The following is a 22,917-nucleotide window of genomic DNA, read 5'->3' as shown; positions in this document are numbered from 1 at the left end:
GGGCGGAACATCAGGAGCGGGCGGCGCGGTACTCGGCGAGCCGTGCCATGACCCCCTCGCCGACCTGGTCCGGGTGGCCCGCCTCGTACGGCGGCTCCGGGTCGTACTCGACCGAGACCTGCGCCGCCTGGGCGGCGACCTCGTCGACCAGCCGGGCAACCAGCCGGATCGCCATGTCGATGCCGGACGAGACCCCGGCAGCGGTGATGATCCGCTGCTCCGGCAGCTCGACCACGCGCTGCCGCACGGGCTGCGCCCCGAAGCGCGCCAGGACGTCGACCGCGCCCCAGTGCGTGGTCGCGGGCAGGCCGGTGAGCAGCCCGGCCGCGCCGAGGATCAGCGACCCCGTGCAGACCGAGGTGGTCGCGCGCGTACCGGGATGGACGGCGCGCACCCAGTCGACGAGCGGACTGCCGCCGAGGTGGTCCCGGCTGCCGATCCCTCCGGGTACGACCACGACCGCGGGATCGGGGACCTCGGCGAACGTGGCGTCGGCCGTGAGGCCGAGCATCCCGTTCTCGGTGCGGACCTCGTCGCGCTCGGCACCGACGAACACCACCTCGAGCTCCGGGACGTGCTGCAGCGCGTCGTAGGGGCCGATCGCGTCGAGGGCGGTCAGGCGGGGGAAGAGCGGGATTGCGACCTGCATGGCGGGCTCCTTCGGGCAGGGCGGTACGTGCAGTGCGGTACGGGCAGGGCGGTACGGGGCAGGGCAGGTAGGGGTGGCCGGCGGCGGTACCCGGGCAGCGGTGGGTGTGCGGGATCAGCTCCCGGCGACCCCGGGCCGGCCGGCGAACCGGCGCCGGTAGTGGTCGGGCGCCACTCCGAGCCGGCGGAGGAAGGCGCGGCGCATGGTCTCGGCCGAGCCGAAGCCCGCCCGGGAGGCGACCGCGGTGACGGTGAGCCCGCCCGACTCGAGCAGGCCGCGGGCCGCCTCGACCCGCACCCGCTCGACGTACACCCCGGGTGGGGTCCCCACGAGCCGGGTGAACTCGCGGGCGAAGTGCCGCTCGCTCATCCCGACCCGCGCGGCGAGCACGGGAACCCGCAGGTCCGCGGACGGTTCGGCGTGCACGATGTCCTGGGCCGCGCGCACCGACGGGCGCGGGGCGGGCGGCGCCCAGACCGGGCTGGCGTACTGGCTCTGCCCGCCCGCTCGGCGCACCGGCAGCACCAGTTCGCGCGCCACGCTCTGCGCCACGTCCGGTCCCAGGTCCTCCTCGACCAGCGCCAGGGCGAGGTCCATCCCCGCGGTGACACCGGCCGAGCTCCAGATCCGGCCGCTGCGCACGTAGATCTGGTCCGGCCGCACCTCGATCTCCGGGTGCTCCTGGGACAGCCGCTCGGCCCACCGCCAGTGGGTGGTCGCGGGCTCGCCGCGGAGCAGCCCGGCCGCCGCCAGCAGGAACGCTCCGGTACAGACCGACACGAGCCGCCCGGTCTGTGGTGCGACCTGCCGGATCCAGCGCACCAGCTCGCTCTCGTTGCCGCGGCTGCCCGACGGTCCCTGTCGCCGCGCACCCCCGCCGCCGGGCACGAGCAGGGTGTCGATCGGCCCGGCCGGCAGCCCGCTGCGGGCGACCAGGTCCAGCCCGGTCTCCGAGCGCACCGGACCCGGCACCACGCCGACCAGCTCGACCTCGTACCCCCGGCCGCCCGCCATGGCGGTCGCGATGCGCAGCACCTCGTGCGGCCCCACGACGTCGAGCGGCTGGATGCCGTCGAACAGGGGGACCACCACGCGCCGCCGGCCGGATCGGTGGGTCATGACTCCACGGTCGCGGTGCCCGCGGATGGCGTCAACGACGGGCATCCCTCGGATCCGGCCACGGATCCCGCCGCCACGAGCCGCTCACCCGCAGAACCGGCAGGGCAGGTCCTCCCCGGCCTCCTCGGCGTAGCCCTCCTCGGGGACGACCAGCAGCGCCTCGACCGGTGGCCCGCCCGGCATCCGGTACAGCCGGTTCGCGCCCAGCAGCCAGTCCGCCGAGTCGGGGAAGGCGAGCAGGCTGACCAGGCCCTCGGGCAGGCCCACCGTGTCCCCCGGGCCGAGCCGGCCGCCGAGCCGGACGTACTCGCCCAGTCGGTTGAGCGCCCGCGCCGCGGTGGCCTGGTCGACCGCGAACACGATCAGCTCGGGATGGTCGAACCCCGACAGCCCGACCGTGTAGACGAAGGGCGGGCCCTCCTCGTCCCCCAGCACGGCCTGCAACGCCCAGCCGTGCCGGCGGATCGTCTCGCGCTGCCAGGCCTCGTACTGGTCGATGCGGTGGACCAGCTCGGAGGGGATCTCGGACGGGATCTCGGGGTTCATGCCGCGGACGGTAGGCCCGACCCCCGACAGAAAATCTCTGCGATGATCGCCGCGATGACGAGCCTGTGGACGGACCGGGCGGCCGCCGCGGAACGCGCGGTCACCCGTCGCTACCTGCACCGCGTCGGTGGGGCGCTGCCGGCCACCCGGATCGGGCGGATCCGCAGCCCGCGGCCCGCCGCGCCGCGCGAGCGCGCCCGCGCGCTCGTCGGCCCGTGGCACTACTGGTGGCAGGCCCACCTGCTCGACTGCCTGGTCGACGCCCAGGTCCGGGCGCCGGAGCCGCGACGCGCGGCGGCGATCGCGGGGCTGGTCCGCGGCGTGCGGGTGCGCAACCTCGGTCGCTGGACCAACGACTACTACGACGACATCGCCTGGTTCGGCCTGGCCGTCCAGCGGGCCGGGGTTCGGGTGCGCAGCCGCCGGGGCGCGCTCGATGCCGTCACTGCGCGAATCCGCGCCGCGCACACGCCGGCGGGCGGCGGCGGGATCTGGTGGCGCCGGGGCGACGACTTCAAGAACGCCCCGGCCAACGGCCCGGCCGCGATCCTGCTGGCCCGCACCGGGTCGCGGGAGGACCTGGTGACCGCCGCCGCGCTCACCGACTGGATGGCCGCGACGCTCGTCGATCCGGCGTCGGGCCTGGTCCGCGACGGCGTCCGGCTCGACGCCGAGGGCGCGGTCCGCGCGGTCGTGGCCACCCCGTACACGTACTGCCAGGGCGTGTACCTCGGCGCCTGTGTGGAGCTGGCGCAGCGGGAGGGCGACGTGCGCTGGGGCGACCGGGCCGCAGCGGTGCTCGCGGCGACGGCGCGCGGGCTCGCGGAGCCGGGTGGCGTGATCGGCGGCTACGACGACGGCGGCGACGGCGGGCTGTTCAACGGGATCCTCGCCCGCTACCTGGCCGACGCGGCGGTCCGGCGGCCCGAGCTGCCGCACGCCCGCGACCTCGTGCTGGCCAGCGCGGAGTCGGTGTGGGAGAACCGCGCGGACACCGCCGCCGGCCCGGCGTTCGCCCACGACTGGCGCCGACGCGCCCGCAGGCCCGCCGCCGGGGCGCCGGAGGGGGACCTGTCGGTGCAGCTCTCGGGATGGATGCTGCTGGAGGCGGCGGCCCGCCTGGAGCGCGCCGGCGCCTGACGCCGAAGGGTCAGGGCCGCTCGATCGCCGCAGTGTCGATGTCCGTGTCGATGTCCGTGTCGATCCCTGTGTCGATCCCTGTGTCGGTCTTCGGGTCGACCCCGGCGTCCGCCCCGGCCCCGGCGTCCACCTGCGCCTCGTCGTCGACCGGCTTGCGGACCTCCATCACGTACCGGACGACCCCGACGGCCGTGCCGACCACGAAGAAGGCGATGGCCGCGACGACCGCCACGTGCCGCACCCACGGGATGCGGTCGAGCAGGCCGGCGGCGTAGTAGCCCAGCATCAGCAGGGTGGGCACCCACACGACGGCGCCGACCAGGTTGGCCAGCAGGAACTTCCGGTTGTCCATCCGCGCGGCGCCGGCGATGGCCGGGGCGAGCGTGCGCACCCACGGCACCCAGCGGGCGACGACGATCGACCAGAACCCCCAGCGGTCGAGGAACCGTCCGGCCCGGTCGAGGTTCTCCCGGGTGAGGATCTTCCCGCCCTTGCGAACCTTGATCCGGTTCCCGGTGTAGCGGCCGACGAGGTAGCCGACCTGGTTGCCCGCCACGGCGACGATCACGGCGGCGGCCGAGAGCAGCCAGGCCGAGACCTCCTGGTCGTGCGCGGCGAGCACCACGCCCGCCGCGACGAGCAGCGAGTCGCCGGGCAGGAACAGCCCGATGACGAACGCGCACTCGAGGAACACGAACGCCAGGACGACGACCCAGACCGTGACCGGCCCGGCCGAGCCGAGCGGGTCGAAGGCCAGGACGGTCTGTCGCACGTGCTCCTCCTCCGATCAGCGGTGGTGGCCGGGCGGCCGCTCGTCGGGCCGGACGACCGGGATGCGGGTGGTGGCGTCCGGGTCGTACCCCTCCGCCGCGCCGGTGCCGGTGGTCCCCGGAGCGCCGGCCCCGTGACCCTGCCGCCGGGCGCGCAGGAACTCGATCGCGATCGGCACGATGGAGATCAGCACGATGAGGATCAGCATCAGCTCGATGTTGTTCCGCACGAACTCGATCTGGCCGAGGAAGTAGCCGAGCACCGTGACGCCGGCGGCCCAGGCCACGCCCCCGATCAGCGAGTACGTGAGGTACCGCTTGGCCTCCATCTTCCCGACGCCGGCCATCACGGTGATGAACGTCCGGACGATGGGCACGAAACGGCCGAGGACGATCGCGCGGTTGCCGTACCGGTCGAAGAACTCCTGGGTCTTCTGCACGTGTTCCGGTTTGAACAGCCTGCTCTTCGGCTTGTCGAAGATGGCGGGGCCGGCCTTGCGCCCGATGCCGTAGCCGCACGCGTTGCCGACGAAGGCCGCGACCACGAGCAGCAGGCAGACCACCCACAGCGGGGTGCGGATCGCCCCCGTCGCCACGAACAGGCCGGCGGTGAACAGCAGGGAGTCACCCGGGAGGAAGAACCCCAGCAGCAGACCGCACTCGGCGAACACGATGAGCGCCAGGCCCAACAGTGCCCAGGGGCCGAGCCAGCCGATGATGACGTCGGGCTTCAACCATTCGGGGCCCAGGGCGAGCGTGTGGGTCACGGCGCCGACGGTACCGGGCGTCCCTGTGGGTCCCCTCAGCCGACCGTGGGAAGGACGCCGGGGAACAGCAGCGAGACGAGCCCGATCCCCGCACCCAGCACCAGGCCCGCGAGCAGCGCGATCACGAGCGCCCACACGATCTGCCGGCGCAGGGCGGCGTCGGGCCGCGGCTGCGGGGACCGCCGGGCGGCGGGCGCGGCCGGGTGCACCCCCGGCGCGGCGGCGGAGGAGACCGCCTGCGCGTGCAGCGCCTCGGCCAACCGGCGACCGGGGTCGACGGCCGGTTCCGGGTTCACGTACGGGTTCATCGTCGGTGTGTCCTCCCGGACCTATCTTCCCCCGGACCGTTCGGCCATGACACGCGCCACCGCGTCGAGCGCGCGGCTCGCCGTCGACTTGACGGTGCCGCGGGTGATCCCGGCCGCCTCGGCGATCTCCGCCTCGGAGAGGCCGCCGTAGTAGCGCAGCACCAGGACCTCGCGCTGCCGCGGGGGCAGCGTGGCCAGGGCGTCGACGACGGCCTGGTGCTCGGCGGAGAGCATCGCCAGCGACTCGGCGGACCGGGCGTTGACCTGGTGCGGAGCCACGTACTCGCGGGCGGTGCGGCGCCGGCGCAGGACCGACCGGGACCCGTTGACGACGGCGGTGCGCAGGTACCCGACGGCGGCGGCCTCGTCGCGCAGCCCGGCCCAGTGCCGGTGCAGACCGGCGAAGGCCTCCTGCACGACGTCCTCGGCGGTGGCGGGCTCGTCGACGAGCAGCACGGCGAGCCGGACCAACCGCATCCGGTGGTCGCGGTAGAGGTCGGCGAGCGTGAGCGGGCCGCCGACGGCCTGGGGCGGTGGCGCGGCGAGTGCCGGGTCGGGGCGCGAGTCGATCCGGCGCAGCCTGCTCAGCGTGCGCTCGACCGTGCTCTCGTATCCACCGGTGTCCACCGGATGTGCGCCAGCCCCCACGGGGCCACCATATCGGGGGTGAGATTCGTGGAGACGGAGCTCGCGAAGTCGACCATCGTCGCCGTTCGGCGCCTCGGCGCCCGTGCGTGATACTGGCGGCGAACGACGCGGACCCGAGGAGGGCACTTCAGATGCCGATCGCCAGCCCCGAGATCTACAACGAGATGCTGGACAAGGCCAAGAGCGGGGAGTACGCCTACCCGGCCATCAATGTGACCAGCTCCGAGACGCTGCACGCAGCCCTGCGCGGCTTCGCCGAGGCGGGCAGCGACGGCATCGTGCAGGTCTCGACGGGCGGTGCCGAGTTCCTGTCGGGCACCCGGGTGAAGAACATGGTGACCGGTGCCACCGCGCTCGCCGAGTTCGCCCACGTGGTCGCGGACTCGTACCCGATCAATGTGGCGCTGCACACGGACCACTGCCCGAAGGACAAGCTCGACGGCTTCGTCCGCCCGCTGATCGCGATCAGCCAGGAGCGCGTGGCGAAGGGCGGGAACCCGCTCTTCCAGTCGCACATGTGGGACGGCTCCGCGGTCGAGCTCGAGGAGAACCTCAAGATCGCGGCCGACCTGCTCGACGAGGCGGCCAAGGCCAAGATCATCCTCGAGATCGAGATCGGGGTGGTCGGCGGCGAGGAGGACGGCGTCGCCAACGACATCAACGAGAAGCTCTACACCGCGCCCGGTGACTACGAGCGCACCGTGGAGGCCCTCGGCGCCGGCGACAAGGGCCGCTACCTGCTCGCCGCGACCTTCGGCAACGTGCACGGCGTCTACAAGCCGGGCAACGTCAAGCTGCGCCCGGAGATCCTCAAGGAGGGCCAGCAGGTCGCCTCGGCCAAGCTGGGACTGCCGGAGGGCTCCAAGCCGTTCGACCTGGTGTTCCACGGCGGCTCGGGCTCGCTGCTCGAAGAGATCCACGAGGCGCTGAGCTACGGCGTCGTGAAGATGAACGTCGACACGGACACCCAGTACGCCTACACGCGGCCGATCGCCGGGCACATGTTCGAGAACTACGACGGCGTGCTGAAGGTCGACGGCGAGGTCGGCAACAAGAAGACCTACGACCCGCGGTCCTACGGCAAGAAGGCCGAGGTCGCGATGTCCGAGCGTGTCGTCGAGGCCTGCGAGTCGCTGAAGTCCGCCGGCAAGTCCCTGGCGGGCTGAGCCCGGCCGGATCGCACCAGGGGTCGACGGGGCAGGATGGAGGCATGAGTCTGCACGGCAACCTGCTGGGCCCCGAGCCCACGCGCCTGCCCGTCGACCCCGCCGCGGCCGCGCTGGCCGCGGGCGAGGACCCGGCCGACGTCGCGGCGGCCAACCCGGCGTCGTCGATCGCCTGGGCCGTCCTCGCCGAGAACGCCCTGGCCGAGAAGCACACCGTGGCGGCGTACGCGTACGCCCGCACCGGCTACCACCGCGGCCTGGACCAGCTGCGCCGCAACGGGTGGAAGGGTTTCGGCCCGATCCCGTGGTCGCACGAGCCGAACCAGGGCTTCCTGCGCGCGCTCGGTGCGCTGATGCGCTCGGCCGAGGCGATCGGCGAGACGGACGAGGTCGAGCGGATCCGCGGGTTCCTCGCCGACTCCGATCCCGCCGCGGCCGCCGCGCTGGGCGTGTCCTGACCGCTGCGCCGTGAACGTGGCGGCGCGGGCGCGCGCCCGGCTGCACCTGGGCGCGCGCCGCCTGCGGATGTCGGCGGTGCCGATCGTCCAGTGCGGGCTGGCGGCGGGCCTGGCGTGGTTCGTGGCGGCCGACCTCGTCGGGCACCCCCGCCCCTTCTTCGCCCCGATCGCCGCGGTGATCAGCCTCGGCGTCTCGCTCGGGTCCCGGTTGCGCCGGACCGCCGAGCTGGTGGTGGGGGTGAGCCTCGGGGTGCTGGTCGGCGACCTGCTGGTCGCCGCGATCGGCTCCGGACCCTGGCAGATCGCCCTGGTCGTGGCCCTGGCCATGGCCGCCGCGGTGTTCACCGACGGTGGCACCCTCATCGTCGCGCAGGCCGGCTCGTCGGCCGTGCTCGTCGCGACCCTCCTCCCACCGGGGCAGAGCGGCGGGATCGACCGCTGGGTCGACTCCCTGATCGGCGGCGCGGTCGGGCTGCTCGTCGCCGCGCTGCTGCCGTCGCACCCGCTCGGCCCGGTCCGGCGGCAGGCGCGCCGGGCCCTCGACGAGCTCGCCGCCGTGCTCTTCGGCGTGGCCGAGGCGCTGCGGCAGCGGGACGAGGCGGCGGCGGCCGAGGCGCTGCAGCGCGCCCGGCGCAGCCAGCCCCTGGTCGACGAGCTGCTCGCGTCGGTGAAGTCCGGTCGCGAGGTCACCGCGGTGGCGCCGCTGCGGCGCCCGCACCGCCCCGAGCTGACCCGCTTCGCCGAGCTGGCCCAGCGCACCGACTACGCCTTCCGCAACACCCGGGTCCTCGCCCGTCGCGCGCTCACCGCGCTGCAGGACGACGAGCCCGCCGTCGAGGCCCTGCCCGACGCCGTCGCCCAGCTCGCCACCGCGGTGCAGAAGCTCACCACGCAGGTCGGCTCCGGCGACCGGGAAGCGGCCCGGGAGCCGATCCTCGACCTCGTGCACGACTCGCCGGTCCTGGGGGCCGCCGCCGGCGACCTCGGCATGTCCGAACAGGTCATGGTCGCCCAGCTGCGGTCGATCGCGATCGACCTGCTGCAGGCGACCGGGCTCAGCCGTCCCGAGGCCCAGGAGGCCCTGCGCGCCGCGCTCTGACGCCCTGTGCGCGGTACGGCGTGCCGGAACACCCCCGGCCCCACGGGCGCCGACCCCACGGGCGCGGACCGCACGGGCGCGGAGCCTGGCTCAGGGGGTCCGCAGCGCCAGCTCCCGGCCCGCCCAGCGGCGGCGCAGCCAGCGGTCGTGCGAGGCGACGACGACGGCGCCCGGCCCGGTGCCCAGGGCCTCCTCCAGCTCGTCGGAGAGCCGGGGGGAGAGGTGGTTGGTGGGCTCGTCGAGCAGGAGGAGCTGCGGCGGGTCGGCGATCAGCAGGGCGAGCGCGAGGCGCCGGCGCTGCCCGACCGACAGGTCGCCGACCTGCGCGCCCAGGTCCCGCGGCGCGACGAGGCCGAGCGACACCAGCGGCACCGCCTCGGCGCGCTCGGGGCCCAGCGTGCGCTCCCAGGTCTCGCGCACGGTGCGGTCCGGGCGGGCGAACACGGTGTCCTGGGCGAGCAGCCCGACGCGCAGCCCGCGGCGCCGCCGGACCTCGCCCTCCGCGTCGAGCGTCGCGGCCAGCACGGCGAGCAGCGTGGACTTGCCCGCCCCGTTCGGCCCGGTGACCAGCAGCCGCTCGGCCGCGGTCACGTCGAGCCGGTCCAGCGCGAGCCGTCCGGGCACCCGAACCGCGCGGAGCGCGACGAGGACGCCGTCGGGCGACTCCGCCGCCAGTGCCGGCGCGCGGAACCGCAACGGCGCCGGCGGACGGCGCACCTGGTCGCGCTCGAGCTCCTCCAGCCGCCGGGTCGCCGCCCGGACCCTGCTCGACACCTGCCGCTCGACGCGCTGCGAGCGGCGCCCGTACCCCATCTTGTCCCGGTCGGGCATCACACGGTCGTGCGCGACCCGCCGCGAGGTCACCGCGACGGAGTGTCGCAGCTCCGTGAGCTCCTCCTGCTCCTCGGCGAACCGGCGCTCCCAGCGCTCCCGCTCGGCGCGCTTCGCCGCGAGGTAGTCGGTGTAGGTGCCGCCGTAGCGGGTCGGCCCGCCGAGGGCGGGGTCGAGGTCCACGACGTCCGTGCAGACCGCGTCGAGGAACGCGCGGTCGTGGCTCGCGACCACCACGGCGCCCGGCATCCCGCGCAGCTCCTCCTCGAGGAACGCCGCGGCGGCGTCGTCGAGGTGGTTGGTGGGCTCGTCGAGGAGCAGCGCCACGGGCCGGCGGAGCAGCAGCGCGGCCAGCGCGAGCCGCCCGCGCTGGCCGCCGGAGAGGGTGCCGAGCGCGCGCTCGTGCCCGACTCCGCCCAGCCCCAGCCCGGCGAGGACCAGCTCGGCCCTCCGGTCGGCGTCCCACGCGGCGTGCCGCTCGGCCGACTCCAGGCGCTCGCCGTAGGCGGCGAGGAGGTCGGCGTCGTCGGGCGCCCCGGTGAGCGCACGGCCGATCCGGTCCAGCTCGGCGAGGTCGGTGCGGGCCTCGCGCAGGGCGTCGTCGACGACGTCGGCGACGGTGGACGCCGGGTCGTACGGCATCTCCTGGTGCAGGAACCCCAGGTCGGCCGGCCGCGTGACGGTGCCGCCGTCGGGCTCGTCGGCGCCGGCGAGCAGCCGCAGCAGGGTGGACTTGCCGGCCCCGTTCTCGCCGATCAGGCCGATCCGCCGGCCCGGGGCGGCGGTGAGGGACACGCCGTCGAGCACCCGGCGCGTGCCGAGCGTGCGGACGAGGTCCTGGGCGACCAGGGCAGAGGGAGCGGACATGGCGACACCACCGGGGAAGATCGGGATCTCGCGCCCGCCGGGCTCGTGCCGCGGCCGCGGGCGCAGGGTGGTGTCAGAGCTCCATGATGCGAGCACCCTCGCCCACGGCGCCCCGCACGCGCAACCGATTAACCGTCGAGAAGATCCATCGGAGCGATCGCCGCAGGTCGGGCGTCTGCGCGGAGCGTGCCGCGCAGCGCGGGAGGAGTCTTCCGGACATGATCGTCGCCCGTGGACGGAGCTGGTCGGAAGCCGACCCTCCCGGTCCACGACGAGCGATCATGCCGCGGGACCTGGTCCGTGATCGCCGGTCGTGGAGGTGGGAGGTCGGTTCTCGACTCCCACCGTCCCGAAGAGGTGATCATGGCGGGGAAGCCGTCTCCAGACGTCCGCGCTCCGGACGCCCGCGCCGGGCCGTCGCCGGTGGGGGCCGCCCCACCGCGGGCTCGGGGGCCGGCCGGGCGGACCGGGGACGGCCGGAGGAGAAGCCTCCGGAGCATGACCACCACCACCCGGACGCCCCCGGCCGTCGTCGCCCTCGCCGTCGCGTTCTGGTTCACCGCCCTCGGCTGCGGGGTCGCCGAGACCCTCGTCCGGCTCGCGACGCCCGATCCGCCGGGTCCGGTCTCCCTCGCCGCCCGCTTCGTGCTCCACCTCTGCCTCGCCGGGCTCGTCCTGGCGCTGTACTCCGGCCGCGTCGCGGCGCGCCGGGCGGTGGCGCTCCTGATGGGCCTGCTCGGCACGGCCTCGCTCGTCGTCGAGCCGCTGCGGTGGCTCGCCGCGGGCGGCTCGGTACCGGAGTTCCTCGCCGCCGCCGACGGCCCGACGATCGCGGTCGTCGTCCTGCGCGCGGTCCACGTGCTGGCCGTCCTCGCCGCCGTGACCGCGATGTTCCGGCCCGCCGCGAACGACTGGTTCCGCGCCGTTCCGTAGTGGTACGCGCACATTTCCGCACCGCCTCCCTCACGTGGCGGAACCGCCGACGTCACGTCCTGAGTACGTTCCAGAGCGGTGACCTGGGCGTCACAATGGGTGCGCGACACTGGTCCGGACGACGGCGGGGTACGTCCGGCCGGGTCCCGGGGAGGGTCGAAGAACGATGCAGTTCCTGATCAGGTGGGTGCTGGCGCCGCTGGTGCGGATGATCTGGCGGCCGCGGGTGCAGGGGGTGCAGAACGTCCCGGCGCACGGGCCGGTGATCTTCGCCGCGAACCATCGCGCGGCCGTCGACACGGCCGTGATCCCGCTGGTCACGCCGCGACCGGTGGCCTTCCTCGCCAAGGCCGAGTACTTCACCTCGCGCAGCCTGAAGAGCCGCCTGATGGGGCGCTTCCTCGGCGCGCTGGGCTACGTCCCGGTCGACCGGGCCAACGCCAAGGCCGGGCTCGCCGCGCTGGAGGCGGGGCGCACGGTCCTGCGGGCCGGCGGCGCCTTCGGGATCTACCCGGAGGGCACGCGGTCGCTCGACGGGCGGCTGCACCGCGGGCACACCGGCGTCGCGTCGCTGGCGCTGTCCACCCGTGCCGTCGTGGTGCCCGTCGGGCTCGTGGGCACCGAGAAGGTGCAGCCCGTCGGGAAGAAGCTGCCGCGGGTGGCCCGGGTCGAGGTCCGCTTCGGGCGGGCGCTGGACTTCAGCCGGTACGACGGCCTGGAGGGCTCCGCCGCGATCCGCCGCGCCGTCACCGACGAGATCATGGACGCCATCGCCGGCCTGAGCGGCCAGGAGTACGTCGACCGCTACCACCGCCGCCCCGGCGAGGCCGCGGCCGCGTGACGGCCACGGCGCCCTGATCAGGGAAGGATCACCCCGTTCCGTCCGGTGTGACCGACCCCGGGTAGGGCAGGATCCGTCCATGACGGATCTCGCCGAGGAACTGGCGACCGCGGTCGACCGCGACCTCGCCCCGGTCGACGCCCTGCTCGCGGCCGCGTATCCCGGCGACGTCGGGACCCGGCAGCCCGTGCACACGGTGTACGTGCCGGCGGACCGGTTCGACCGGTCCGTGTCCGCCGCGTGGGGTGCCACCGCCTGCGAGGTGTTCGACGCCCACGCGCCGGGCCAGGCCGAGCTGGCCGCCTGCTGGGGCGTCCCGGCCGCGGCGGCCGACGCGCTGCGCGCCCGCGTGCGGGACAAGCTCGTCACCGAGCCGATCGAGGACCTGCGGATCGACTTCGAGGACGGCTACGGGGTGCGGCCCGACGCCGAGGAGGACGCCGAGGTCCGCCGCGCCGCTGCGGAGCTGGTCGCCGCCGTCGACGCCGGGACCGCGCCGCCCTTCACCGGGATCCGCTTCCGCAGCCTCGAGGCGGCGACCCGGCGGCGAGGGCTCCGCACCCTGAGCGCGTTCGTGGCCGAGCTGGCCGCCCGCGGCGGCGTGCCCGCGGGGTTCGTCGTCACGCTCCCGAAGGTCACCGCGTCCGCCCAGGTCACCGCGCTCGCGGACGTGCTCGACGCGCTCGAGGAGGCGCACGGCCTGCCTGGGGGCACCCTGCGCTTCGAGATCCAGGTCGAGACCCCGCAGACCGTGATCGGGCTCGACGGCGCCTCGCCGCTGCCCGGCATGATCGCCGCCGCCGAGGGCCGCTGCGCCGGCCTGCACTACGGCACGTACGACTACTCCGCCTCGCTGGGCATCGCCGCGGAGTACCAGAGCACGGAGCACCCCGCGGCCGACCACGCCAAGGCCGTGATGCAGGTGGCGGCCGCGGGGACGGGGGTGCGGCTGTCCGACGGCTCGACCAACGTCATGCCGGTCGGCAGCCCGGAGGCGGTGCGCGCGGCCTGGACCCTGCACGGCCGGCTCGTCCGCCGCGCCCTCGAACGCGGCTTCTACCAGGGCTGGGACCTGCACCCGGCGCAGCTGCCCAGCCGGTTCACCGCGGTCTTCGCCTTCTTCCGCGGCTCTGCCGACTCCGCCGCCGCCCGGCTGCGCGCGTACCGGGAGCGCGCCGACTCCGGGTTCCTCGACGAGCCCGCCACCGCCACGGCGCTCTCCGGGTTCCTGCTGCGCGGCATCGACTGCGGCGCGCTCGACAGCCGGTGGGTCGAGAAGGAGACCGGCGCGGACCTCGGCGAGCTCGCCGTGCTGGCGCGCCGCTCCACGCGTTCGCCGCGCTGACCGGGCACGGGGCCCGACCGGCACGACGCTGACCGGGCACGCGCTGACCGGCACGGCGCTGACCGGCCCGGCGCTGACCGAGCACGCGCTGACCCGGCGTCGGCGGCGTCGGGGTCGACCCCACCCCGGCGGTCGGGTCCACCCCCGCCGGTTCGGGTGCGCGCTCCCTCGTCCGGGCGCCCCCCGCACGACCATCCTCCGCTGGACCCGCCGCGGGGCCCCGTGGCCGGGCTCCGCGGATCGGGGAGGAAGGACAGTGGGGACCAGGAGAACCAGGGGCGCGGTGGTCGCCGCGCTCGCCGCGGCGGGGGCGGCGGTGCTCTCGTCGTGCGCGGTGCCCGGGATGCTGCTCACGGCACCGACGCCCGCACCGGCAGCGGCGCCCGTCGTGGCGGGACCGGCGGCGCCGCCGGTGGCACTCGAACCCTTCTACACACAGGTGCTGGCCTGGGGCCCGTGCCTCCCGCTCGCCGACGGCGACCGCGAGCGCGAGCTCTTCGGGGCACCGGGCGTGGAGTGCGCCCGGCTGACCGTGCCGCTCGACTACGACGAGCCGGGCGGCCGGACCGCCGAGATCGGCGTCCTGCGGGCCCGCTGGACCGGCGAGCGGGGCGAGGGCGACCGACGGATCGGCTCACTCGTGCTGAACCCCGGCGGACCCGGCGGTTCGGGCATGGACCTGGCGGCGTCCTTCGCCGCGCAGGGGGCGGCCGGGGTGTTCGACATCGTCGGGTTCGACCCGCGGGGGGTCGGCAAGAGCACGCCGACCATCGACTGCACCACCGACGCGGAGTGGGACGCCCTCCGGGCCGAGTCGGCCAGGGAGGTCGTCGCCGAGGGCCCGGCGGCGGCCGAGGAGCAGGCGCGGCAGGACGCGGAGCGCTGTGTGCAGCGGTCCGGCGGCGCCGACGTGCTGGCCCACTCCGGCACCCGGGACGTGGCCCGCGACATGGACGTCCTGCGCGCGGCGCTCGGGGACGAGAAGCTGACCTACCTCGGCTATTCCTACGGCACCCGCATCGGGTCGACGTACGCGGAGATGTTCCCGGGCAACGTCCGCGCCATGGTGCTCGACGGCGCCGTCGACCCGACGCAGACCGCCGCCGAGAGCGCTCTCGCGCAGATGGCGGGTTTCCAGGGCGCCTTCGACGCCTACGCCGCGGCCTGCACGCAGCACGACGGCTGCCCGCTGGGCGCCGACCGGTCCCGGACGACCGCGGCGTTCCAGGGCCTCACCCGGCCGCTGCTCGACCACCCCGCACCCGTGGCCGACGGGCGCACGCTGTCCTACGGCGACGCCGTCACCGCCGTGATCGCCTCGCTCTACAACCCGGCGGCCTGGCCGGACCTGACGAAGGGGCTCGTGGCGCTGCGGGCGGGGGACGGCACCCCGCTGATGGCCGAGGCCGACCGCTACTACGGCCGCGGGCCCGACGGCCACTACGGCAACGACCAGGAGGCGCTCATGGTCGTCAACTGTGTCGACGGGGACCGGATGACGGACCGGGCGCAGCGCGCCGACCTGCAGCGCCGGGCCGCCCAGGTGGCGCCCTTCGCGGACCCGGGCCTGCCCGTCGGCGACGGGGCGCTCGACACCTGCGCGATGCTGCCGGTCACGCCGACCTCGCAGCCGCACCTGCCGCACGCCGAGGGGCTGCCGCCGACCTTGGTGATCTCGACGACGGGTGACCCGGCCACGCCCTACCGGGCGGGTGTCGACCTGGCCGCGGCACTGGGCGCGCGGTTGATCACGGTCGAGGGGACCCGGCACACGGCCGCGTTGCAGGGGAACTCCTGCGTGGACTCGGCGGTGGGCGCCTACCTCGTGAAGCTGAGGGTGCCCTCCGAGGACCCGCACTGCCGTTTCGCGGACGGCTGAGCGACCGACGAGGGCCCGGCGGCAGCCACGCCGCCGGGCTCTCGGGCGCCCACGATGTGCGTCGTCGGGCCTGCGATGCTCCCGCGCGTGACAGGCATCAGCACGCATGTCCTCGACGCCGCCCTCGGCCGTCCGGCCGCCGGCGTCGAGATCACCCTCACTGCGCCCGACGGCACGACCTGGTCCGGGACGACCGACGCCGACGGTCGGGTCGGCGACCTGTACACCGGTGCGCTCGCCCCCGGCACCTGGACCGCGGTGTTCGCGACGGGCGCCTACCACGCCGCGACGGGCCAGGAGCCCTTCTTCCCCGAGGTCACGATCTCCTTCACCGCGGACCCCGCGCGGGGCCACCATCACGTCCCGCTCCTGCTCTCGCCCTTCTCGTACACGACCTACCGCGGCAGCTGACCCGTGCGCCAGGCGCAGGTCAGGGCCGGACGAGCAGCCAGTCCGCCGTGTGCCGGTACCAGGTCCAGCGCGGGGCGGGCCGCGGGTGCGGCACGCCCTCGACCTCGACGCGGGCGCCCGTGGACCCGATCTGCAGGGCCCGGCCGGTGGCCGCCCGCACCCCCCTGCCGGGCAGCGCCGACACGCCGCCGGGCCCCGGCACCGCGACGAGCCGGCGCACCCGCCCGCGCAGCACCAGCGCGTTGTCGCAGTAGGCCTCGCCCTCCACGTCCCGCAGCACGCCGCGGCCGACGAGCACCCCGCCGGCGTCGTCGCGGATGAGGGGCGTGGGCCGGGCCGGCCCGTCCAGGGCGAGGGCCGCCGCGTCCCGCGGCAGCTCCCAGGCGAGCGCCGCGGCCGAGCGCCGCACGGCGGGCACGAACGCCACCTCGACGTGGAGCAGGTCCCGGCGCAGGAGTCTGACCAGCACGGACGCGAGGTCGGCGTCGTCGCCGTGGACGATCAGCCGCCGCGGTTCCCGCTCCTTCAGCACCGGATCCACGTCGTCCTTGCCGGGCCGCGCCGGCAGCGCGACCGCCGGGACGTGGGCCAGCACACCGGGCACCCGTCCGAGCCGTGCCGCCGGGCGGCTACCGTGGAACGGGAAACGGCGCACCGGCCTGTCGCCACAGGTCAGCAGCACCAGTTCCTGATCGATCGAAGCCACCTGATCGGTTACCCTCCCGCCGCAAGCCAGGACTGGAGTTTCACATGCCGGCGATCGTGCTGATCGGTGCCCAGTGGGGCGACGAGGGCAAGGGCAAGGCCACCGACCTGCTCGGCGGGTCCGTGCAGTGGGTGGTGCGCTACCAGGGCGGCAACAACGCCGGCCACACGGTCGTGCTGCCCGACGGGCAGGACTTCGCCCTGCACCTCATCCCCTCGGGCATCCTCACGCCCGGGGCGAAGAACGTGATCGGCAACGGCGTGGTCGTGGACCCGGGTGTGCTGCTCGACGAGCTCAAGGGCCTGGAGAACCGGGGCGTCGACACCACGGGCCTGATGATCAGCGCGGACGCGCACTTGATCATGCCGTACCACGTGGCCATCGACAAGGTGACCGAGCGCTTCCTGGGCAAGGCCAAGATCGGCACCACGGGCCGCGGCATCGGCCCCGCGTACCAGGACAAGGTGGCCCGCGTCGGCGTCCGGGTGGCGGACGTGCTCGACGAGAAGATCCTGCACCAGAAGGTCGAGGCGGCCCTCGACTTCAAGAACCAGGTGCTGGTCAAGGTCTACAACCGGCGGGCGCTCGACCCGGCCGAGGTCGTCGACACCGTGCTCGCGCAGGCCGAGGGCTTCAAGCACCGCATCGCGGACACCCGGCTGCTGCTCAACCAGGCCCTCGAGGCGGGCGAGACGATCCTGCTGGAGGGCTCGCAGGGCACGCTGCTCGACGTCGACCACGGCACCTACCCCTTCGTGACCAGCTCGAACCCCACCGCGGGCGGCGCCGCGGTCGGGTCGGGCATCGGGCCGAACAGGATCGACCGGGTCATCGGGATCCTCAAGGCGTACACCACGCGCGTCGGGTCCGGCCCCTTCCCCACCGAGCTGCTCGACGCCTCGGGCGAGTTCCTGCGCAAGGCCGGCGGCGAGGTCGGCGTGACCACGGGGCGCCCGCGGCGTTGCGGCTGGTTCGACGCGGTGATCGGCCGCTACGCCCAGCGCGTCAACGGCATCACGGACTTCTTCCTCACCAAGCTCGACGTGCTGTCCACGCTCGAGCGGGTGCCGATCTGCGTGGCCTACGAGGTCGACGGCAAGCGCGTCGACGACATGCCGATGACCCAGACGGACATCCACCACGCCGTGCCGGTGTACGAGGAGCTGCCCGGCTGGTTCGAGGACATCTCGGGCGTCCGGGAGTTCGACGACCTGCCGGCCGCCGCGCGCGACTACGTCCACCGCATCGAGGAGTTGACCGGCGCGCCGGTCTCCGCCATCGGCGTCGGGCCGGGCCGGGACCAGACGATCACGCGCGAGGTCTGACCCGCGCCAGGATCACCGAGCCGCGGGCGACCAGCCGGTCGCCCGCGGTGACCCGGCACGTGGTGAACACCGTCCGGCCGCCGATCCGGTCGACCGTCGTGACCAGCTCGATCCAGTCGCCGACGTCGACGGGCGCCAGGTAGTCCAGCGTCATCGTCATGGTGCTGACGCCGGACCCGTCGGCCATCGCGGCGCGGGCGCCGCGGGAGGCGGCCACGTCGACCGCCGTGGCCAGGAACCCGCCGTGCGCCCGGCCGCGGACGTTCGCGTGCTCCGGACCGACCCGCATGCCGAAGACGTGCCTGGGCGCGTCCGGGCGGTGGTAGAGCCCGCCGAGGTGCTCGAGGAACGCCGAGGTCGGCAGGAGTTCGAAGCCCTCGGGCACCCCGTTCGCCGCGGTCATGCGGCGCACGAGCCGGTGTCGACCGAGCGGGTGAGCCCCGGAGCGGTGCCGAGGGCCTTCGCCACCTGCTGCGCCGTGAGCACGAAGCCGGTCTCCGAGTCGTCGAGCGCCGCGCCGAACACCACGCCCAGCACCTCGCCGTTCGGCGCGATCATCGGGCCGCCGGAGTTCCCGGACTGGACCTTGGCCCGGACCGTGTAGACGTCCCGGGTCACGGTGTTGGCGTCGTAGATGTCCGGGCCGCGCAGCTGGATGCGGTCGCGCACCTTGCCGGCCGAGATGGTGTACGGGCCGTCGAGCGGGTAGCCGAGGATGATCGCGTCGTCCCCCGGGGTGGCCGCGGCCGGCGCGAAGTTCAGCGGGTCCGCGTCGAGGTCCGGCACGGCCAGCACCGCGACGTCGACCTCCGGGTCGTAGCTGACCACCCGCGCGTCGAGCTGACGGATGCGGTTCGACGACGTCGTGACCTCGACCGTGGTGTCCGTGGTCCCGGCGACGACGTGCGCGTTCGTCATGACCCGATGCGGGGCGACCACGAACCCGGTGCCCTCCAGCTGCCGCTGGCAGGACGGTGCGCGGCCGTGCACCTTGAGCACGCTGCCGCGCACCTCGGACACGATCGGCAGGTTCAGCAGCGCCGGGTCCGGTGGGCCGACCTGCTGGATCGGCGTGGCCTGGAAGGGGCTCAGCACGTCCGGGAAGCCGGAGCGGTCCAGCAGCGTGCGCAGCTCGGCGGGCAGCGAGCGGGCCTGGTCCGGCATCACCGAGTCGACGCCCTTGAGCACCTCGGACTGGCGCACGCTGGAGGCCAGGCCCGGAAAGCTCGCCGAGGCCAGCGGCAGCGCCACCAGCCACGCGGCGAGCACGACCGTGACGCCCTGGACGATCGCCCCCAGCGTGGAGTCGACGGCGAGGAAGCGCTCACCACGGATCCGGTCGCGGATCTTGCGGCCCAGGTACACGCCGAGGGTCTCGCCGAGCGCGACCAGCAGCACCACCACCACGATGCTCACGATGATGCGCGTGGTCTGCGCCTGGATGTCCGCGACCAGCAGCGGGGCGACCCGTACACCGATGATCGCGCCGCCGAGCACGCCGACGAAGGACAGCAGCGCGACCGCCATCCCGTGCCGCCACCCGGACACCGCCGCGATCAGGGCGAGGACGACGACCGCGACGTCCACCCAGCTCATCGAACGTCCTCGTGGGTCCGATCGGCCGTCCTCACGTGCCCGCAGCCTCCTGCCCGCCGTGTCGGCGTCCGTTGCGGTCGCCACCGCGTGCCGAGCGAGCTGCCGACCACGCCGCGCCCAGGTCCAGGACCCGGGACTCGTCCCAGGGATGCGCCCATCCCGCGCGATCCAACAGGCCGGACAATAGGCCCCCGGTGAAGCCCCACACGAGCACCCCCGCCACCAGGAAGGCCGGGCCGCGGTGCCCGCTCGGGTGGAGCGTGGTGATGCGGTTCGCCGGGTCGACCAGGTCGGCCACCGGCACCCGCACGACGGCCGCGGTCTCGGCCGGGTCCACGGCGCGCACCGCGCTGGGCTCGGCCCAGTGCGCCAGCACCGGGGTCACCACGAAGCCCGAGGGCGGGATGAACAGCTCGGGCAGCAGCGCCAGCGGGACGACGCCCGCGGGGTCCAGCCCCGTCTCCTCCTCGGCCTCGCGCAGCGCGGCCCCGAGCGGGCCGGCGTCGCCGGGGTCGATCCGGCCGCCCGGGAAGGCCACCTGACCGGCGTGGTTGCGCAGCGTGGAGGCACGCTCGACGAGCAACACGTCAGGCCCCGCCGGACCCTCCCCGAAGAGCATCAGCACGGCGGCGCGCGGTCCGCCGGCGGGTGGCGGGACGCGGTGCGGGGCGAGGTCGTAGGCCTCGACGCTGCCGAGCGAGCCCAGCAGGGGCTCCAGGAAGGCGGGCGCCGCCTCCGGGTGCACGTCGGTCATGGGGACAGCTTGCCGACCGCGGCGGCGACCTCGTCGGCCGACCCGAAGGGCACCGGGGGATAGACCCGGGCGACCGACCCGTCCGCGCGCACGACGTAGCTGGCCGGGATGGCCGGCGGCACGGCCAGCGCGGACCGCAGCGCGCCGTCCGGATCGGTGACCGACGGGAGCCGGACGCCGATCTCGGCGAGCAGCGCGAGCGCGGCCTCGTCCGTGTCCTGGACGTCGACGAGCAGCACCGGCGCGGCGCCCGGCCGCGCGGCGTACTCGGCGATCGCGGGCAGCTCCTCGCGGCACGGTGCGCACCACGAGGCCCACACGTTGACCAGCGCCGGACGGCCGGCGAGCGCGCCGCCGACGTCGACCGGGGTGCCGTCGGCCAGGCAGGGCGCGAGGACCCCGGCGAGCGGCCCCGACCCGCCGGTGCCCGACGGGCAGGGCGGCAGGTCGGCGCGCGCCCGGAGATCGGTGAGCCGGGCCGGGTCGGGCGCGGCGGTCGTGGTCGCGGCGGCGCCGCTCGCGCCGCCGGACGGCGCCCGGTCGCGTGGCCAGAGCGCGACCACCCCGATCACCACCAGCACGAGCACGAGCACCGTGCTGACCAGCTCCGACCGGTGCCGCCGCAGGACGGCCCGCCGACCGGTGCTCATCGCGGGCTCATTCCCCGCCCAGCCCCGCCAGCTGCAGCAGGTGCGGCGCCTCCGGGCCCTTGACCAGCTTGGCCGCGGCGACCGGGTCGGTGGGTCCGAGGCCGAACGACGGGCAATCCATCGCCAGGGTGCACGCTCCGCAGGCCGGCTTCTTGGCGTGGCAGACCCGCCGCCCGTGGAAGATCACGTAGTGCGACGCCATGGTCCAGTCCTTCTTCGGGACCAGGGCGCCGACCTCGTGCTCGACCTTGACCGGGTCCTCCTCGGTGGTCCAGCCCCAGCGGCGGACGAGCCGGCCGAAGTGGGTGTCGACGGTGATGCCGGGGATGCCGAACGCGTTGCCCAGGATGACGTTCGCCGTCTTCCGCCCGATTCCCGGCAGGGTGACGAGATCGTCCAGGTTGCCCGGCACCTCGCCGTCGAACCGCTCGACCAGGGCGGCGCCCAACCCCATCAGCGCGTTCGCCTTGTTGCGGTAGAAGCCCGTCTGCCGGACGTACTCCTCCAGTTCGGTGCGGTCGGCGCCGGCGTAGTCCGCCGCGGTGCGGTAGCGCGCGAAGAGCGCCGGGCTGATCTCGTTGACCTTCTTGTCGGTCGACTGCGCGGACAGGATCGTGGCGACGGCGAGCTCGAGCGGGTTCGTGAAGTCCAGCTCGCAGTGCGCGTCGGGATACGCCACGGCGAGCGCCCGCAGGATGCGCCCGACCCGCCGGGCGCGGCCGATCCCGCTCTCCCCGGCGGCGATCCGCGCGGACAGCTTGGCGACCTCGCGGCTGGTGGGACGCCGGAGTGTGGTGGTCACAGGGCGAGACTACGTCCGCCCACCGACAACCCCGGGCGCGGTACGCAGCGTGACGGGACCGTCGCCGCAGGTGGCGGGTCTCGATCGCGCATCGATCGCGACACGCGGGGGCCCCGGTGCGGCCGGGGCGACGGGGGTGCGCCATCATCGACCGCGACATGACTGCCTGGTTAGCCGTCCTCGTGCCGCTCCTGGTGATGTTCTTCGCGCTCGGCATGGAGCGCGTCGAGTCCCGGATGCGGGAGTCCACCGTGCGGCAGGACGAGCTCGACGAGCTGCTCGAGCGTCCCCGCCCCGACGAGGTGCGCGCGTTGTTCCGTCAGGGCACCGTCCGTGCACTGGAGCTCTTCCGCCTGCGCAACCGGGGCGGGAGGCGCGGGACACGCCGGAGTAAAGTCTCCTCGTAGCCCGTTCGGCCCGTGAGGGTCGACCGGGAAGGGGGGCCGAACGGGTCGGTCCGCGGTGCCGGGGTACCCCAATCCGGGCATGGTGTTCACACGTCGTCTCGTCACATTGTGCGGAGCGACCCCCTAGACTGGCGCGCCGATGATCCACCGCGTGGCTGCGGTGGAGGTGGACGAGGAGCAGGTGTTGTGGACGATGTTCTGATCCGGGCAGGGATCTTCCAGGGTGTGGAGCCGCACGCCGCCGAGGTGCTGGCCCAGACCCTGGAGCCCGTGGAGTTCCCGCGCGGGCACGTCATCTTCAGTGAGGGCGAGCCGGGTGACCGGCTCTACATCATCGCCAGCGGCAAGGTGAAGATCGGCCGGAAGTCCCCGGACGGCCGCGAGAACCTGCTGATGGTCGCGGGCCCGTCGGACATGTTCGGCGAGCTGTCGATCTTCGACCCGGGTCCCCGCACCTCCTCCGCCACGTCGGTGACCGAGGTCCGCGCCTACACGATGGACCGCGCCGCGCTGCGCGAGTGGATCGGCAAGCGCCCGGAGATCGCCGAGCAGCTGCTGCGCGTGCTGGCCCGCCGGCTGCGCCGCACCAACAACATGCTGGCCGACCTGATCTTCACGGACGTGCCCGGCCGCGTCGCCAAGTCGCTGCTGCAGCTGGCCCGCCAGTTCGGGTCGCAGGAGTCCGGCCTGCTGCGCGTCACGCACGACCTGACCCAGGAGGAGATCGCCCAGCTCGTGGGCGCCTCCCGCGAGACGGTCAACAAGGCGCTGGCGGACTTCGCGCACCGTGGCTGGCTGCGCCTCGAGGGCAAGAGCGTGCTGATCCTGGAGCCCGAGCGGCTCGCGCGCCGGGCCCGCTAGAACCTACCCGCGCCACCCCCGCGGTGGCGTGCGGCAAAT

26 protein-coding genes are annotated in these 22,917 nt (G+C 74.7%); 12 read left to right on the top strand and 14 right to left on the bottom strand.

The genetic code is table 11. The annotated features are described in order from the left end of the window. Positions 1 to 10: 10 nt before the first annotated feature. The 3 genes from LWC35_RS30955 to LWC35_RS30945 form a co-directional block, all read right to left on the bottom strand. On the bottom strand, positions 11 to 649 hold the full coding sequence (locus LWC35_RS30955) for a DJ-1/PfpI family protein (protein WP_232873825.1): 639 nt from the start codon (positions 647 to 649) through the stop codon (positions 11 to 13). A gap of 114 nt (positions 650 to 763) precedes the next feature. Beyond that, positions 764 to 1,768 carry a GlxA family transcriptional regulator gene (locus tag LWC35_RS30950; protein WP_232873824.1) on the bottom strand — a complete coding sequence of 335 codons (1,005 nt, stop codon included), beginning with the start codon at positions 1,766 to 1,768 and terminating at the stop codon, positions 764 to 766. A gap of 84 nt (positions 1,769 to 1,852) precedes the next feature. Beyond that, on the bottom strand, positions 1,853 to 2,314 hold the full coding sequence (locus LWC35_RS30945; RefSeq protein WP_232873823.1) for a DUF4262 domain-containing protein: 462 nt from the start codon (positions 2,312 to 2,314) through the stop codon (positions 1,853 to 1,855). 54 nt (positions 2,315 to 2,368) lie between these two features. Between LWC35_RS30945 and LWC35_RS30940 the strand changes: the two genes are divergently transcribed. After that, entirely contained in the window at positions 2,369 to 3,454 is a 1,086-nt protein-coding gene (locus LWC35_RS30940; RefSeq protein ID WP_232873822.1) for a glycoside hydrolase family 76 protein, read from the top strand. A 10-nt stretch (positions 3,455 to 3,464) separates the two neighbouring features. Here LWC35_RS30940 and LWC35_RS30935 read toward each other — a convergent pair whose 3' ends face one another. The 4 genes from LWC35_RS30935 to LWC35_RS30920 are packed head-to-tail and all read right to left on the bottom strand — an operon-like array spanning position 3,465 to position 5,947. After that, complete coding sequence (locus LWC35_RS30935; RefSeq protein WP_232873821.1) at positions 3,465 to 4,226, bottom strand: DedA family protein; 762 nt, start codon at positions 4,224 to 4,226, stop codon at positions 3,465 to 3,467. A 15-nt stretch (positions 4,227 to 4,241) separates the two neighbouring features. Further along, positions 4,242 to 4,991, bottom strand: coding sequence for a DedA family protein (locus LWC35_RS30930; RefSeq protein ID WP_232873820.1), 750 nt, complete (start codon positions 4,989 to 4,991; stop codon positions 4,242 to 4,244). 35 nt (positions 4,992 to 5,026) lie between these two features. Continuing rightward, on the bottom strand, positions 5,027 to 5,299 hold the full coding sequence (locus tag LWC35_RS30925) for a hypothetical protein (protein WP_232873819.1): 273 nt from the start codon (positions 5,297 to 5,299) through the stop codon (positions 5,027 to 5,029). Positions 5,300 to 5,320: 21 nt separating this feature from the next. Then, positions 5,321 to 5,947, bottom strand: coding sequence for a SigE family RNA polymerase sigma factor (locus LWC35_RS30920; RefSeq protein WP_372463132.1), 627 nt, complete (start codon positions 5,945 to 5,947; stop codon positions 5,321 to 5,323). Positions 5,948 to 6,078: 131 nt separating this feature from the next. Between LWC35_RS30920 and fbaA the strand changes: the two genes are divergently transcribed. Genes fbaA through LWC35_RS39730 form a run of 3 tightly spaced genes read left to right on the top strand, consistent with a single transcriptional unit; the run spans position 6,079 to position 8,670 of the window. Further along, positions 6,079 to 7,113, top strand: a complete 1,035-nt coding sequence (fbaA, locus tag LWC35_RS30915; protein ID WP_232873818.1) for a class II fructose-bisphosphate aldolase — start codon at positions 6,079 to 6,081, stop codon at positions 7,111 to 7,113. A 44-nt stretch (positions 7,114 to 7,157) separates the two neighbouring features. After that, positions 7,158 to 7,571, top strand: a complete 414-nt coding sequence (locus LWC35_RS30910) for a DUF3151 domain-containing protein (protein ID WP_232873817.1) — start codon at positions 7,158 to 7,160, stop codon at positions 7,569 to 7,571. A 10-nt stretch (positions 7,572 to 7,581) separates the two neighbouring features. Continuing rightward, entirely contained in the window at positions 7,582 to 8,670 is a 1,089-nt protein-coding gene (locus LWC35_RS39730; protein ID WP_308194704.1) for an FUSC family protein, read from the top strand. A 90-nt stretch (positions 8,671 to 8,760) separates the two neighbouring features. Here the strand turns inward: LWC35_RS39730 and LWC35_RS30900 are convergent, their stop codons facing one another. Then, positions 8,761 to 10,368 carry an ABC-F family ATP-binding cassette domain-containing protein gene (locus LWC35_RS30900; protein ID WP_232873816.1) on the bottom strand — a complete coding sequence of 536 codons (1,608 nt, stop codon included), beginning with the start codon at positions 10,366 to 10,368 and terminating at the stop codon, positions 8,761 to 8,763. Positions 10,369 to 10,866: 498 nt separating this feature from the next. Here LWC35_RS30900 and LWC35_RS30895 point away from each other — a divergent pair, with 498 nt between their 5' ends. The 5 genes from LWC35_RS30895 (at position 10,867) to uraH (ending at position 15,777) form a co-directional block, all read left to right on the top strand. Next, positions 10,867 to 11,301, top strand: coding sequence for a hypothetical protein (locus LWC35_RS30895; RefSeq protein ID WP_232873815.1), 435 nt, complete (start codon positions 10,867 to 10,869; stop codon positions 11,299 to 11,301). Between the two features lie 166 nt (positions 11,302 to 11,467). Then, on the top strand, positions 11,468 to 12,142 hold the full coding sequence (locus LWC35_RS30890; RefSeq protein ID WP_232873814.1) for a lysophospholipid acyltransferase family protein: 675 nt from the start codon (positions 11,468 to 11,470) through the stop codon (positions 12,140 to 12,142). A 79-nt stretch (positions 12,143 to 12,221) separates the two neighbouring features. Beyond that, a complete protein-coding gene (locus LWC35_RS30885; RefSeq protein ID WP_232873813.1) occupies positions 12,222 to 13,487 on the top strand; it encodes a DUF6986 family protein in 1,266 nt (421 codons plus the stop codon). A gap of 256 nt (positions 13,488 to 13,743) precedes the next feature. After that, positions 13,744 to 15,366: an alpha/beta hydrolase gene (locus tag LWC35_RS30880; RefSeq protein WP_232873812.1), complete on the top strand. Its 1,623-nt coding sequence runs from the start codon at positions 13,744 to 13,746 to the stop codon at positions 15,364 to 15,366. Between the two features lie 87 nt (positions 15,367 to 15,453). Then, entirely contained in the window at positions 15,454 to 15,777 is a 324-nt protein-coding gene (uraH, locus tag LWC35_RS30875) for a hydroxyisourate hydrolase (RefSeq protein ID WP_232873811.1), read from the top strand. Between the two features lie 19 nt (positions 15,778 to 15,796). Here the strand turns inward: uraH and LWC35_RS30870 are convergent, their stop codons facing one another. Beyond that, a complete protein-coding gene (locus LWC35_RS30870; protein ID WP_232873810.1) occupies positions 15,797 to 16,483 on the bottom strand; it encodes a hypothetical protein in 687 nt (228 codons plus the stop codon). Between the two features lie 44 nt (positions 16,484 to 16,527). On the opposite strand from LWC35_RS30870, the gene LWC35_RS30865 reads away from it, so the two are divergent. Then, positions 16,528 to 17,808 (top strand): adenylosuccinate synthase, encoded by a 1,281-nt coding sequence (locus LWC35_RS30865; RefSeq protein WP_232873809.1) that lies wholly within the window; start codon positions 16,528 to 16,530, stop codon positions 17,806 to 17,808. Here the strand turns inward: LWC35_RS30865 and LWC35_RS30860 are convergent. From LWC35_RS30860 to nth, 5 genes are read right to left on the bottom strand one after another with little or no spacing between them, the layout of a single operon-like run. Further along, positions 17,792 to 18,211: a PaaI family thioesterase gene (locus tag LWC35_RS30860; RefSeq protein ID WP_232873808.1), complete on the bottom strand. Its 420-nt coding sequence runs from the start codon at positions 18,209 to 18,211 to the stop codon at positions 17,792 to 17,794. The two genes, LWC35_RS30865 and LWC35_RS30860, sit on opposite strands and share 17 nt — an antisense overlap. Further along, positions 18,208 to 19,404, bottom strand: coding sequence for a MarP family serine protease (locus LWC35_RS30855; RefSeq protein ID WP_232873807.1), 1,197 nt, complete (start codon positions 19,402 to 19,404; stop codon positions 18,208 to 18,210). Before LWC35_RS30855 ends, LWC35_RS30860 begins: the two co-directional genes overlap by 4 nt. A 31-nt stretch (positions 19,405 to 19,435) precedes the next feature. Further along, a complete protein-coding gene (locus tag LWC35_RS30850) occupies positions 19,436 to 20,158 on the bottom strand; it encodes an NUDIX hydrolase (RefSeq protein ID WP_232873806.1) in 723 nt (240 codons plus the stop codon). After that, on the bottom strand, positions 20,155 to 20,808 hold the full coding sequence (locus tag LWC35_RS30845) for a TlpA family protein disulfide reductase (RefSeq protein ID WP_232873805.1): 654 nt from the start codon (positions 20,806 to 20,808) through the stop codon (positions 20,155 to 20,157). The genes LWC35_RS30850 and LWC35_RS30845 overlap by 4 nt, the downstream gene beginning before the upstream one ends. A 7-nt stretch (positions 20,809 to 20,815) precedes the next feature. Beyond that, positions 20,816 to 21,565 carry an endonuclease III gene (gene nth, locus LWC35_RS30840; RefSeq protein ID WP_232873835.1) on the bottom strand — a complete coding sequence of 250 codons (750 nt, stop codon included), beginning with the start codon at positions 21,563 to 21,565 and terminating at the stop codon, positions 20,816 to 20,818. A gap of 203 nt (positions 21,566 to 21,768) precedes the next feature. Between nth and LWC35_RS30835 the strand changes: the two genes are divergently transcribed. Together LWC35_RS30835 and LWC35_RS30830 are read left to right on the top strand one after the other, a co-directional pair. Beyond that, a complete protein-coding gene (locus LWC35_RS30835) occupies positions 21,769 to 22,017 on the top strand; it encodes a hypothetical protein (protein ID WP_037041896.1) in 249 nt (82 codons plus the stop codon). A 186-nt stretch (positions 22,018 to 22,203) separates the two neighbouring features. Beyond that, the gene (locus LWC35_RS30830) at positions 22,204 to 22,878 is read left to right on the top strand and encodes a Crp/Fnr family transcriptional regulator (RefSeq protein ID WP_232873804.1); all 675 of its coding nucleotides are present in this window, start codon (positions 22,204 to 22,206) and stop codon (positions 22,876 to 22,878) included. Positions 22,879 to 22,917: the final 39 nt, after the last annotated feature.

Origin of the sequence: Pseudonocardia kujensis (genome assembly GCF_021283305.1) — a bacterium.
Taxonomy (GTDB): Bacteria; Actinomycetota; Actinomycetes; order Mycobacteriales; family Pseudonocardiaceae; genus Pseudonocardia; species Pseudonocardia kujensis.
The sequence above is the reverse complement of the archived record's forward strand: the minus strand, read 5'-3'. Positions and strand labels throughout refer to the sequence as shown.